Source organism: Streptomyces yamdrokensis, assembly GCF_053890455.1.
In genome coordinates this window covers 74,451-87,448 of record NZ_CM132679.1, presented here as the reverse complement: position 1 = coordinate 87,448, position 12,998 = coordinate 74,451, and the positions used below count along the sequence as shown (strand labels likewise).

The following is a 12,998-nucleotide window of genomic DNA, read 5'->3' as shown; positions in this document are numbered from 1 at the left end:
GTCTCCGGGCTGTGCCCACACCATGCGGGGGCAACCGTCGGACGGGATGCCGACCGAGGGAAGATGTCGCATGTCGCGGCCCCAGCGGGCCGCGGGGCCGCGTCAGCGAGCGCGAGCACGGCTCAAGGAACCAGGCGGTCTTCTCGGATGAGGCATCACTCAGCCAGTCCGGCAGAGCTCCGAAGTCGTCAAAGAAGTTGACGGGGCTGGCGAGGCGATGGACGAACACGGTGATGTCCTTGGTGTCAGGGCGTCTGCTGGAGTTCGAGGCACAACCCGACCAAGCGGGCGTCGTTAGGCCGGTTGGCAGCTTCCGAAAGTCACGACGTAGGTTCCCGCTTCGCTCGCTCCGGCGCCGGCCGGATCGGCCGCGCCTCCCAGGCCCCAGCGCCCGATCTCCCGCAGTGACGGGTCGAGGACGATCTGGCGGTGCCCCCATGTGCTGACGTTCACCCACCAGTTGACGGCCGCCCGTGGCGTGCCTCCGCCGCCCCAGCCGGTGTAGGTGATCTCGTTGACCTTCCAGGACCGGGGGTTCGGGCAGTAGCCCGCGGCCTTGATACGACTCTGTGGCGTCGAGCCGGTCTGGGGGTTGGTGTGCGAGTCCTTGCCGGGCCCCCACCATTTCAGGCGCACTGCCTGGTCGGTGTGCTGAAACGCCGCGTTCGTCAGGGACTGGTTGTCCGTGAGCGCCGGCAGCCCGTGTCGTGCGCGTTCGGCATTGATGAGACAGACCAGGGCCTGCCGTGTCCCGAGGGTGCCGGTGCCTCCTCCCGGGCTCCGGTCGTAGTAGGCCGCGGCGTTGTCGCACTCCGAGACGGCCGTGGCCTGCGACGCGGTGGCGGGGACGAGGGTGGCTGAGAGAACTCCGGCCGTGGCGAGGGTCAATGCGGTTGTGGTGTGTGGAGCGTGCCTTCTCACGGTGGTTCGACCTCCTGCGCACAGATGGCAGATGGTTCAAGGCGGTTGCCGGGGCTGCCGCCGTTCGATGGTGCGGCGGCGGTCCCTGGCGGCGACAATCTGCGCGTGCCCGCCCGTAGTCAGCCCCGAGGCCCCGCCCCGTCCAGGGCAGCGGCGGGACCTTCTGCTGCACGCCCTGCGATTCCGGGCTGGTCAGCGGGCGAGTCCCGCCGTCACCCAACGGCGGGTCACGAAGGACTCTTCCTCTGGTGCGTCGTACGGGCCGATCTCGATCTGTTTGCGGGCGACCAGGTAATGCCTCGTCGCCCGCGATCTCGTATCAGACCTCAGCGCACCAGCCCCTGGTGTCCTCGTACGTGCAACGCAGAGGCGACGCACTCGTGAACGTCTCGATGCCGAATGCTCCCCAGCGGCCGGCCGTGCCGTCCCGGTGCTCGAACTCAGGTCCCTTCAGCGCGACCGGTGACGGACCACGGCCCTGGAAACAAGCTCCATGGGTTGTGTCCCTTCTCCTCGTTCATTCGGCAACCGGTGGAGAGGCGGAGGCGCCCTCTTCAACCGTTGCCCCGCACGGGACGGGCCGCAACTCGACTGGGGGCCGCCGCGCCCTATACCGGCCTTGGGGCAGGGCGTGATGGACAGTGATCGCCGGGAAGTCCCGCCTTCGCTGGGTGTCTCGTGATCGCGATTCGCCGCTTACTCCAGGTAGAGAGCTGCCAAGCGTGGCAGGTGGCGGGTCATTTCGCCTCGGTCGTCGAAGTCGAAGTCCCAAGTGGGGTCCAGCTCCGGGTATCGGATGGTGAACGCGTCGTCCGGGAGTTGTTTGCCGGTCGCCATGACGTGTGCGTTCCAGACGACGCTCAGCGCCTCCTCACAATCGAGATCGACGCCGTCGGCCGCTGAAGCTCGCACGATGGGCACTTTTGCGAGGGCGTCGGGGTCGGCAACTATGCACTCGAAGACCTCGCGTCCCTGCGTGATCAGCCAGCCGCGGAAGTAGTCGAAGCCGTCGTCGGAGCATCCGCCGTTGAGCACGTAGGCAGCGGCCCAGAGAGGATTCGTATAGGAGTCGGCCATCAGGTCCCACAACACCTGCTGAGCGGCAACGATCTCCTCGGCCGGGCGTGTGGCCAGCAGCGAGGTTGCCCGGCGGACAACTTCTTCTCCGTCGTTCGGGTTGGACGCCTGGTTGCGGGCTGTCGCGATGAGCTGCCAGAACTGCTGTTTGTTCATGGCGGCAGAGCATGCCACCTGGTACTGACATGGCACTGGTCCCAGGAGATTGGCCCTCCGCTTGCCGAACACCTCATCCGTGCTGTTCAGGCCGCATGCTGGTACTCGTGAAGGGTGCCGCCAAGCCGCGCTTGTCGGCGTATGTCCAGATGGGCGGCCCGGGTCCTCGATCGGAGCGGGCAGTGGGCAGCGGGTGCAGGGGGCGGGCGTTCGGAAGGCCCTGGCGCGACCTGTGCTCGTTGTGAAACGTCTTGAACTTGCTTAGCCCGTACAGGAGGTGACGCTGATTCCGGATCAACATGCGGTCCAGCAGCTCTCGCTGACAGGTCTGCACCCGCCGCTCCATGATCGAGTTCGTCCGCGGCACCCGGAAGCCGCTGAGCACGACCTCGATATCCTCCTCCTTGAACACCTCGTCGAACAACCGTGGGAACTTTCCGTCCCGGTCCCGGATCAGACGGTGCGCCCGGCAGTCGGCGCCATCGAGGTCCATGACAAGATTCCTCGCCGCCTGGACCACCCAGGACGCGGTCGGATGCGCGGTCGCGCCCAGGATCCGGATCCGCGGGTTCGCGTGCTCGACCGCGACGAACACGTACGAGCGGGCCCCGGACAGTGTGACGGCCTCGAAGAAGTCGCAGGTCGGCAGGGCGTGGACCCGGGAGCGCAATCCGATGGCGCAGGGCCAGGGTTTCTACATCCTTCCCGCGGCCGCTCATCGGCAGCAGCCACAGCATCGCGAACGTGTTCGGCGTACCCAGGTACGTCAGTCCCGGCAACACGACCGAGCACCGTGCCACGACCACCACCGACCGCGTGGGAGCACCGACTCGGGCAACCACTGACCGGCACTCAAACCCGCTTTTACCTGCATGGGTGAGGTATTCGGCAAGGGCAGCGTTGCCCGCGGCCAGAGGTCCCGGCCGGCACGACAGCCGTCAAGGGCCGATCGTGGGTGGCGATCACCTCCCGGGCCGGACAGCAAGCCTTCGCGAGCAGCTCGCGTACGGCGGCGGAGTGTCGCTGCCGTTCCGCCGACCATGCAGGGTTGCAGCCCGGGTCAAGTTCGCGCAGTGCCGTCTCCCGCTCCGGTTGTCCGTGGGTGACGCGTGCTCCGATGGTGGGGCCGGGGTGTGAAGGGTGTATTCGGGGGGCGTGAATGCAGTGAACGCGGTCAATTCGCCCGACGGTGCCGGATACTGATGTCTTTCACGACACGGTGATCAGGGAGACGAATCGGTGAACTCTGCCGGCAAGAAAAGCCGTTGGGGCGTAGACGGAGGCCGGGACGAGCGGCATGCGGTCGTCGTGGGCGGGAGCCTCGCAGGGCTCCTCGCAGCGCATGTCCTGGCCGGGCACGCCGAGCGGGTGACCGTCGTCGAGCGCGACAGGTTCCCGGAGGGCGTGAAACCGCGGCCCGGAGTGGCGCAGGGCCGGCATCCGCATGTCCTGCTGGAGGGCGGGCAGTTGGCCCTGGAGTCGCTGCTGCCGGGCTTTCTCGCGGAACTGGAGGCGGCGGGGGCGCCGCGGGTGGGTATGCCGTCGGACCTGGTGCTGTGGCAGGACGGGCGCTGGTTCCGGCGGCTGCCTGCAACCACGCACATCTACACCGGTTCCCGCGCACAGCTGGAAGAGCTGGTGCGGCGGCGTGTCCTCGCCGATCCAGGGATCAGCGTGATGGAGGCGACCGATGTACTCGGGCTCCTCGGTGACGCCTCGCGTGTACGGGGTGTACTGCTGCGGGACCGCTCCGGTGGCGCCCGCGGGGAGCAGCGTGCCCTCAAGGCCGACCTGGTCATCGACGCGTCAGGCAGCGGCACGAAGGCCCCGCAATGGCTCACGGCGATCGGGGCCAGAGCCCCGTACGAGGAGACCATCGACACGGGGCTTGCGTACGCATCCCGCCTCTACCGCGGCAGGGACGGCTTCCTTGACGGCGACACAGCCGGCTACTACGTCTATCCCAGCCCGGCCCAGATCCACGCCGGCGGTGCGCTGCCGCTGGAGGACGGCACCCATCTGGTCATTGTCTCGGGGCTGCGCGGCGACGAACCACCCACGGCCGAAGACGAGTTCGTGACGTACACGAAGAGGCTGCCGCATCCACTCCTGCATCGGTGGCTGGAGGAGGCCGAACCGCTCTCACCGGCGTTCGGCTACCGGCAGACCGCGAACATCCGCCGCCGCTACGACCTGCCTGGCCGCCACCCGGCAGGGTTCCTCGCCACAGGCGACGCCCTGTGCACCTTCAACCCGGTCTATGGGCAGGGAATGGCCGTCGCCGCGATGAGTGCGGTCGCCCTGCGTGATGCACTGGCCGATCCGCGCCGGACTTCTACGACGCGGTGCGTGCAGCGGGCACTCCTCGCGGCGTCCCGGCAGGCGTGGAACATCTCCGCCGGGGCGGATCGCAAGATGCCCGGCGCGACCGGCACCGTAGTCGGCCTCGGGCCCGCAGACCGCGCTGCCGACTGGTATCTGCAGCGCGTCCAGGCGTGCTACCCCGGCGACCCGGTCGTGGGGCGCGTCTTCCGCTCCGTACTGACCCTCTCCGCTCCCGTCACCGCCCTGTTCACCCCGTCCGTGGCCCGGGCCGTCCTTTTCCGCCCGCCCCCGACGACCCCGGCCGAGCCACCGGCGACACCGGAGGAATGCCGAAGCAGCAGGCACCGTCCGGGAAGATCCTCCGCCGACCGATGAACCGCGCAGCGCATCACCGCCATCCCACTGTGATCCACCCGACGGCCGCGGCCAAGCGCCACAGACAGTCGGCCTTGCCGTACACACCGCGAGACGCCGGTCGTAGCGCGGCGGGGGAGAAGCGCGGATGGGCGCGACGCTGGGTGTAGGTGCGGCCGACACGGTGGCGGCCGGCTTCGACGTGACCTTCGGCTTGGAGACGGTGCGCTGCCCGCCGTACGGCAGCATGCTGGGCATCGCTCGGCTGATTCCGGCGGCCTGCTACGGGTCAAGCGGTTCGAGGCGACACCAAGTGCACCGTCCTCACGCCACTGACGTCGCCACCGTTCCGCCGACCGCTCCGACACCCTGAGAGCGGTCGCGATGGCTCTGGTCGTCTGCCCGACCTCGAACAAAAGCCCGAACAGCTGAGCCGGGAACTCCCACCAGCCAACACGGCAGCGCGAACGCGCGGTGAAAGGCTTCCGCAGCGTCGGAGGAGCCCAGAGATTCCTGTCCGCGTCCAGCGGCATTTCACCCCGCTTCCGGCCACGTCGGCACCGGATGACCGCTCCCGACCACAGCACCGAGATGATCACCCGCTTCGCCGTCTGGGACCAGACCACCGGCACCACCGCACAGCCCGCCGATGTCTGATCCAGACCCGCACCGGCGCACCCGTACCCTGGTACAACCTCGGGCGGTCATCCCTCAGTCGACGTGACAAGGCCCCCGCTTGCAGCACGGCTCGACGCTGACCCTGTGCACCGTCCACCTGTTGCCCAAGGGAAACCACCCGGCCGTGGTGTCGTTCGAGAGCGAGGAAGCGAAGGCCAAGCCGCTGATCTGGCGTACCGGTTCCCGAGCTCGGTCAGGCTCTGAGCTTCTCGTAGTCATGCGGTGCGGGTCTCCGTCTCCCGCCAGAACGCGTCGACGCGGGCGTTCCATTCGTCGGGGATCTCCTGGAAGGGCTGGTGTGCTTCCTCCTCCATGACCGCGAACCGGGCGCCGGGGATCGCGTCGGCGACGGCGCGGCAGAGTTCGGGGCGGCTGGTGGAATCACGGCCGCCGGCGAGTACCAGCGTCGGCACGTCGATGTCCGGCAGACGGTTCGTCGTGTCGTGGTCGAGGACGGCGTCGAGAAAACGCTTCAGGTTCTCGGTCGTCTGCTTGTGCGGGAAGGCGAGCGCGTCCTCGATGAACCGGTCGACCGTGCCGTCGTTGTGCGCCCGGGCCGTGTAGATGTCCAGGAAGAAGCCCTCGAGGAACGCGCGTTCGCCGGGGGCGGTTTCGACCAGCCAACGGACGAACAAGCCCCACCGGCGCAGGTAGGCATCCGGCACCGACCAGGTACTCTGAAGGACCAGGCTGCGCACCAGCCGGGGGTGGCGAAGAGCCAGCTCCTGGCTGATGACGCTGCCGCCGGAGAAGCCGGCGACGTGGGCGGACGGGATGTCCAGTGCCCGCATCAGCGCGGCGGCGTCGTCGGCCATCGCTTCGACCGAGACAGGGCCCTCGGGCATGGCGGTCCGGCCCGCTCCCCGGTTGTCGAAGGTGGTCAGCCGGTAGCGGTCGGCCAGCCCGTCGAGCTGAAACTGCCAGGACTCGACGGTGTCACCGAGCCCTCCGACCAGCAGGACGTCCGGCCCGGTGCCGACCTGCTCGGTCCAGATGTCCAGTCCGTCCGCGCGCACATACCGTCCCATCGGCCCTCCTTCCTCCACGGTTCCTTCAAGGGTCCGCCCGTCGAGCACGGCACGCCAGCCAGGCTCCAGCTCACCGGCCCTGGTGTGAGAAGGCCGCCCAGTAGTAAGACCGTGTCCTACGTGGCGAGTCGGACGAGTCGCTTGTAGCAGCGGAGGGCGGCGGCGAGACCGAGAAAGGCCAGGTAGTTGCGGGGGTGGCGTTCGTAGCGGCGGTAGCCGGTGAGCCAGGACATGGTCCGTTCGATGACCCGCCTTCGGCGACCGAGCCGTTCGCCGGACTCGACCCCCTTGCGGGCGATGCGCACGCCGATGCGCCTGCCCCATAGCCATTTACGCAGGTGAGGGACGTCGTATGCCTTGTCGGCATGCAGACACTGAGGTTTGAAGTACCGGCCGCGGTGGGGGTCGTGTCTCGTTTGGTGACCCTCGACCATCGACTTCAGTGCGAGGCTGTCGTGGACGTTGGCCGCGGAGAGGCCGACGAGGAGGGGCAGTCCGTTCGTGTCCGGCAGGACGTGCATCCTGGAACCCGGCCTGCCCCGGTCCACGGGGCTCGGACCTGTGAGGTCGCCCCTTTTTTAGCCCTCACGTGCGCGGAGTCGAGGACGGCCCGGGACAGGTCGAGCAGGCCGGCGTCGTCCGGGCGGTGCAGGATCTCCTCGTGCAGCCGGCCCCGGACACCGGTCAGCGACCAGATCAGGAACCGGCGGTGGGCCGTCGACTTCGAGATGCCGAAGCACGGCGGCAGTGCCCGCCATGCGCAGCCGGACACCAGTACGTAGATGATCGCCGCGAACAGCGTCTCATCAGGCGTGTCCTGCGTCCCGCCGCCCTGCGGCCGCACCCTCGACGGCGGAATCAGCGGCTCCGCGATCTCCCACAGCCCGTCCGGAACAATCCACCTCCACGTACCCCGCCCCATGATGAGTCCAACGAGCCAGTCCCACGTAGAACACGGTCTTAGGCGGGGGAGGAAGTCAAGTCTGCCCCGGTGCGGTGGGCGGCTGGGAGGGAGGCTGGAGCAGCAGCGGAGGGTCGGGCCAGTCGAAGGTGACCGGTGACAGGCTTCGCTTCGCCAGGTACTTGCTCAAGTCCCGGCCTTGGTTCCGCTCGTGCCGGGTGGTGGTCGGGAGCGGAAAGCCCAGCGCGCGGTAGAGACCGGCCCTGTGGACCAGGAAGGTGTCCTCCGCGGCGTCACAGTACGCGTCCACTGCCCCCGCGACCGCCCGGCAGGCGAGCAGTACCAGAAGCAGGCAGCTGACCGCGTACGCGCCCCGGGCCCACCAGGTGGGCAGCAGCGGGGTCCACAGCAGCAGTCCCGCGGCGAACGGTACGGCCTGTGTCCGGGCGACGATCAGACTGGACGTGGTCTCCAGACGCGTCCGTGCGGTCTGGTCGACCACCTGGACGAGGGGCCGCCAGCACAGCTCCAGATCCAGCCCGTGCCGCTCCTCCACCCGCTGTTCGGTGGCGGCAAGGGCGTTTCCGATCCGGGTGGGCTGGAGGGTCGTGCTGCCCTTGGGGTAATGGCGGCGGGCGACGGAGGCGGCTGCGGCGCGGCGGACTGCGAGGATGTCGTTCGTCGCCGGCCCCATGGCTCCGACCAACTTCCTGCGTCGCTCACGGTGTGCCTCGACACGTTGCCGCGCCCACCACCGCAGCGGGGGCACGTCCGGCCAGGCACCGCTGAGCAGATTGAGTACTCCGGGCGTGCACCACACGGTGAGCAGGGCGGATACGACGACGATGCCCAGGGCGACGGTGGTGGCGACCCCGACGCCGAAGCCGCCGTGCCGCGTCACCAGGCAGACGAGGTGCGCACCCGGCGCGTCGTCACGGCCGCAGTCGATCTGGCGCGGCGGTGTGCGGGCCAAGTAGAGGACGACGCCCAGCAGCCAGAAGCACACCACTGCACCGCCCATGGCCCTGCTCCACCGGCGGGCGAGCGGTTCGACAAGTCCTTTCGCGAGGTCTCCCATGGCTGGCCCGGCTCATTCCGTGCGTTCGAGGGCCAGAGCGGGGTGGACGGGACAGCACTCGTCCTCGAACGGGCCTTCGTCGTCGCCCAGTGCCTGGTGCGTGCACTGAGGGTTCGGGCACTGCCAGTAATCCATCTCCGCCGGGGCGCGCCGGGTCGGAAAGATCCGCTCGTCCGGGGCGGACGGGGTGGCCGGCGCGGTGCCGTCGTCGGGGCTCTGCGCCGGTTCGTCTTCGTGCGGCTCCGGTGCCATGAGTTCTCCTCGGCCGTGGTGGATGAAGGCTGCCCAGACATAGGGATCGGCGGGGTCGGTGTCGTCGGTCCTGTGGCTCTCCTTCCCGGAGCCGCGTCCTTCCACCGCCGTCCGGGTTGCGTCTCGGGGCGTGCGCAGTGCGGCGAGCTGTGCCTCGCGCAAGGCGTCGGCGGCCGCCATGTCCCGCTCCCGCAGCCGCCGGTGGAAGTCCAGCATGAGGTCGGCGGTGCACCGGTCGTCGACGAGCCAGAGGGAGCCGACGACGGCGGACGCGCCACCGGCGAGGAAGGCGGTGGCCAGGCTCAGCGCCTCGTCGTAGTCCCCGGAGGGGACCCCCGTGGCGCAGGCGGACAGGACCGCCAGGGGCCCGGGTTCCTGTCCGCCCTGCTCGGACTGTTGGAGCGGGCGCTGGAGCCGGGGCGCCAGCAGACGGCGGACGGTCAGCCGCTGTCTGCCCGCGAGCAGCAGATGGGATTCGGTCGGTGGCTGGACGAGGGCGCCGTGGCATGCCAGATGCAGCAGGGCGCATGGGACGGAGCCCCGGCCGGGGAGGGCCGACAGGACGCGGTTCGGTGTGGCCGGGGGCGCGTCCGCGGCGCCCTGGCCGCCCAGGAGCGTGGCGGGCCCGGGCCAGCCTGCCCGGACGCCTTCGGCCTCCCTGCGGGCGTGCACCAGGTCGCCGGTGGGGTCCCGTACGACGAGCGCGGCGCCGTCCGCCCCCGCGCACCGCCGGTCGGCTGCCTGGATCAGCTCGCGGCCCGAGGCCGCGTACGAGAAGGCCGCGTCCTGCACCGCGTACCGGTACTGGCCGGGCCTGCCGGGGACCGGCCTTCGCGCGGCGTGCCAGGGCACGAGTCCGAGCGGCCCGGTGGGAACCAGGTAGAGCCGGAGGCGGTTCCCCGATGCCGCGCCGCCGGCGCGACCGCGACGCGGTGCGCGGTCTTCGCCGGGTTCCCGGCCGAACTCCTTGAGGACCGGGCTTACGACGGCGGGCCAGGCCCAGTCGCACACCGCGTGCAGGGCGGAACGCCACGCGGTCCTCAACCGGGTGCGGTCACCTTTCGTCCCGGCGGCCACGTGGGCGTCGTGTGCGCTCAGGAACGCGGCGAGCGGTCCCGTCCGGACGAGTCCCCGGAGAGGGAGGACGCGGCCGCTTCCGTCGGGTCGTACGAGCAGTGCCCAACCGGAGCCGCCCTCCTCACCGGCGACGAGATAGACCAGTCCGTCCGCGCCGAGTCGTGCGAGGGCCTTGCCGATGCGGGTGCCGGAGGGGGCACTTACCAGAGGCGCCGCCGCTTCGCCGCCGACGCGGCGGTACACCACCTCCAGCGCCCGGTGCCGCACGTCGTCGGGGACGACGGGCAGGTCCCCCGGAGAGGCGCCGCCAGCAGTGATCGGGACGACGCCGGGCGTGTCCGTGCCGTCGCCGCGCGAGCCTGGGACACTGCCCGCCCGCGCGCCCGTGCCCCCTCCCGGCCCCGCGCCCGCCAAGGTGAGGCCGTCGGCCGGGGAGCCCACAGCGTGCGGCGGGAGGCGAACGAACCTGCGGGCCGTGTTCCGCCGGGAAGCCTGTCGCCAGGCTTCGGCGAGTCCGGGTTCACCGGCCTCGTCCAGCAGCTCCGGCACGGTGGCGGACGCGCTGCCCGCGAACAGCACGAGCGCCCGCGCGGACTCGGCCGCGGCCACCGCGTCCTGCGGCGCGCGGTCCTCCAGGCACCAGTGCAGAACCTGGGTGGCGGTCTCCGCCGCCCGCCGGGCGGCCAGCAGCCCGTCGTCCGTCCCGGACTGCAGCAGCACGTCCCAGGCCCGGTCGGCCAGCATGCCCAGTCCGGTGGCACGGCTGAGCGCAAGCTTGCCCTGGGCGCGCTGGACCACCGCGAGCCGATGCCGTGCCATGGTCCGCCGGGTGTCACCGAGGGTGTCGCCGAGCCGGGCGACGGCTCGCTCCAGTACCTCCTCCGCGCGGCGGAGATCGTCGGGATCGGCCGCTGCCTCGTACCGCTGCAGGAGCACTGCTCCCTGCAGTTCGAGTGTCATCGCCTGGTCGGACGCCATGCGGCCCCCGACGGTCAGCGCCGTCTCCAGGTCCGCCCAGGCCCGGTCCAGCAGTGCCGTCTCCCCGGATTCCTGCCGCGCCCCGGCGAGGTGGGCCTGCAACAGCACCTGGGCCCGGTTCTGGGCGAGCGCCGCCCTGGCCGTCTCGCCTTCCGCGAGCGAGTTCAGGGCCTCGTCGAGCACGGCTCCGGCCCGCTGGAGCTCGGTGGTGTCCCCGGTGTGCGCGTACCGGGTGGTGAGGAGTGTGGCCTGGTTGTTGAGGCAGCCGACCCGGTCCGCGGAGCCGGCCGGCAGCATGGTCAGGGCCGCTTCGGTGTGCCGGAGCGCCGCATCCAGGTCGGGCCAATGCCCCAGGTGGACGAAGCGGGTGTGCAGGGCGGTCGCGAGGTTGGCGTGGTACTGGCCGCGTACGAGTCCGCTCGGAGGCAGGTCGCCGAGCGCCTCGGCCATGAGGCGGACCCCAGCGTCCAGGTCCGCGAACGCCCCGTGGACCTCGAAGCGCAGCACCATGATCAGCCCGAGATGGGCTCTGCGGACCGGCGTGTCGCGGTGCCCGTCGGCGGCGGCCTCGACGGATCGCCGGTAGCCGGCGACGGCCGCGTCCAGGTCCGCGGGGTCACCGGTCAGCCCGAAGCGCTGTTCCAGGGCGGAGGCGAGATTGCCGGTCCACAGGTCCCGGTGCGGGTCGCCCGGCGGGCCGAGGGTGGTGGCCCGGCGCAGGTGTTCCACCGCCTCCTCGAGGTCGTGCGGGCGGCCGCGCCGCTGGAACCGCAGCAGCAGGCTGTTGCCGAGACTTCCGTTGAGCGTCGCGGTCTCCGGGTGATCAGGGCCGGCCGCGCCCACGGCATGGCGCAGGGTGCCGATCGCCTGGTCGAGGAGGTTCAGGTCGCCGTCGAGCCAGAAGGCCTCCGCGTACGCCACGCCGAGGTGGCGCAGCCGCATGACCAGGTCCGGGTGGTCGCCCGGGGTGCGCTCCACCGCCTCCGCGAGGACCTTCACACCCTCCCGCAGGTCCTCCGGATGGCCGCGCTCACCGAACCGCATCACCAGGGCGTTGCCGAGGATGGTGGCCCACAGGGGGCCGGCCGGGTGGTCCGGCCCGGTCAGCCGGTACGCCTCGGCTACGGCCTCGTAGGCCCGGTCCAGATCCGCCGGATCGCCGTACCGCCCGAACCGGGTGCACAGTGCGTTGGCGTAGTTGCCGGTGACGGCGTGGCGTGCGGGGGCGGCGGCCGGTGTCCGTTCGGCGGCGTCCGCCAGGCAGCGCACCGCCTCCTCGAGGGTGTCGTCCTCGCCGTCGTGCTCGTACGCGAACAGCAGGGCGTTGCCCAGACCGCTCAGGTACCGGGCGTGTTCCGGCCCGGTCTGCGCCAGGTCGGCCGCCCGGCGGTAGTGCCGCAGCGCTTCGGCCAGGTCGCGCGGATCACGTACGTCCCGGGTCCCTGTCGAACCCGTCTCCCCGGGGCCGGGCGTGCGGGGATACGCGATCAGGTCCCACGCGCGGGATCCGGCGAGCAGCCCCTCGGGCTGCCGCTCGGGCGGTTCGTCGTCCCCTGGGCCGTGTGCGAACTCGAACCGTGCGAGCAGCACGTGTCCGGCCAGCTCGTGGAGGGATGCCCGCCCTTCGCCCACCACGGTCAGGGCGCTGCGCACCGCTGCCAGGGCGAGGTGACCGTGCTTCGGCTCGGCGAACCGCTCGTACGCCTCGAGGGCGTCCCGCGCGAGGTCCTCCAGCCGGCGGCCGCGATCCTGGTGGTCGTACGGCGTCAGGTCCAGCGCCCGCAGGCGGGCGACGACCGCCGCCTCGGAGAGCCCTCTCTCCTGGTGCTGCACGAACTCCGCCCCGTACGCGTCGGCGAGTTCGTCCCACACCTGCTCGGGCGGGCCGCTGTGTCGGCGCGACGCGGCGGCGAACTCCCGTGCCACATCCGGAACACGTTCCTCCCCCGACGGTGCGTCCTCGTCCCCACCCGCGGCCCCGCTGCCCGTCCCCATCGGGCAAGCGTGGCTTGCGTTCGCTTCGTGCAGCAAGTAGATGTTCGCATCTGACCGTTGCGGTGCGGATGCCGGCCGGTTGCCATGGTGTTCGCGGTACGAGGTGGCGTCCATATGCCCTCATCGTCCTGCGCACCCGGGTGAGGCGCTGCCGAGGACGGCGTCCCGCTGTGTGGTG

At 70.7% G+C, this 12,998-nt stretch carries 8 protein-coding genes and 2 pseudogenes; 2 read left to right on the top strand and 8 right to left on the bottom strand.

Translation table 11 applies throughout. From position 1 onward, the window contains the following. Positions 1 to 294: 294 nt before the first annotated feature. The 3 genes from ACWZEH_RS00415 to ACWZEH_RS00405 form a co-directional block, all read right to left on the bottom strand. Complete coding sequence (locus ACWZEH_RS00415; protein WP_456194953.1) at positions 295 to 888, bottom strand: CAP domain-containing protein; 594 nt, start codon at positions 886 to 888, stop codon at positions 295 to 297. A 729-nt stretch (positions 889 to 1,617) separates the two neighbouring features. After that, the gene (locus tag ACWZEH_RS00410) at positions 1,618 to 2,154 is read right to left on the bottom strand and encodes a DUF4240 domain-containing protein (RefSeq protein WP_456194952.1); all 537 of its coding nucleotides are present in this window, start codon (positions 2,152 to 2,154) and stop codon (positions 1,618 to 1,620) included. 73 nt (positions 2,155 to 2,227) lie between these two features. After that, positions 2,228 to 2,749, bottom strand: a complete 522-nt coding sequence (locus ACWZEH_RS00405) for an integrase core domain-containing protein (RefSeq protein WP_456194951.1) — start codon at positions 2,747 to 2,749, stop codon at positions 2,228 to 2,230. A 713-nt stretch (positions 2,750 to 3,462) separates the two neighbouring features. Here ACWZEH_RS00405 and ACWZEH_RS00400 point away from each other — a divergent pair. Beyond that, the gene (locus ACWZEH_RS00400) at positions 3,463 to 4,854 is read left to right on the top strand and encodes an NAD(P)/FAD-dependent oxidoreductase (protein WP_456199980.1); all 1,392 of its coding nucleotides are present in this window, start codon (positions 3,463 to 3,465) and stop codon (positions 4,852 to 4,854) included. A gap of 278 nt (positions 4,855 to 5,132) precedes the next feature. Here the strand turns inward: ACWZEH_RS00400 and ACWZEH_RS00395 are convergent. Further along, a pseudogene (locus tag ACWZEH_RS00395) lies at positions 5,133 to 5,246 on the bottom strand (helix-turn-helix domain-containing protein); the annotation flags it as partial. Between the two features lie 19 nt (positions 5,247 to 5,265). Here ACWZEH_RS00395 and ACWZEH_RS00390 point away from each other — a divergent pair. Continuing rightward, positions 5,266 to 5,490: pseudogene (locus ACWZEH_RS00390) on the top strand (IS6 family transposase); the annotation flags it as partial. A 236-nt stretch (positions 5,491 to 5,726) separates the two neighbouring features. Here the strand turns inward: ACWZEH_RS00390 and ACWZEH_RS00385 are convergent. The 4 genes from ACWZEH_RS00385 to ACWZEH_RS00370 form a co-directional block, all read right to left on the bottom strand. Further along, the gene (locus ACWZEH_RS00385; protein ID WP_456194950.1) at positions 5,727 to 6,539 is read right to left on the bottom strand and encodes an alpha/beta fold hydrolase; all 813 of its coding nucleotides are present in this window, start codon (positions 6,537 to 6,539) and stop codon (positions 5,727 to 5,729) included. A 116-nt stretch (positions 6,540 to 6,655) separates the two neighbouring features. Continuing rightward, a protein-coding gene (locus tag ACWZEH_RS00380) for an IS5 family transposase (protein WP_456194949.1) occupies positions 6,656 to 7,461 on the bottom strand; the annotation gives its coding sequence in 2 pieces (ribosomal slippage) (positions 6,656 to 7,113 and positions 7,113 to 7,461; 807 coding nt in all). A 55-nt stretch (positions 7,462 to 7,516) separates the two neighbouring features. Beyond that, positions 7,517 to 8,518: a hypothetical protein gene (locus ACWZEH_RS00375; protein WP_456194948.1), complete on the bottom strand. Its 1,002-nt coding sequence runs from the start codon at positions 8,516 to 8,518 to the stop codon at positions 7,517 to 7,519. A gap of 12 nt (positions 8,519 to 8,530) precedes the next feature. Next, positions 8,531 to 12,820 (bottom strand): CHAT domain-containing tetratricopeptide repeat protein, encoded by a 4,290-nt coding sequence (locus ACWZEH_RS00370; protein WP_456194947.1) that lies wholly within the window; start codon positions 12,818 to 12,820, stop codon positions 8,531 to 8,533. Between the last annotated feature and the right edge of the window lie 178 nt (positions 12,821 to 12,998).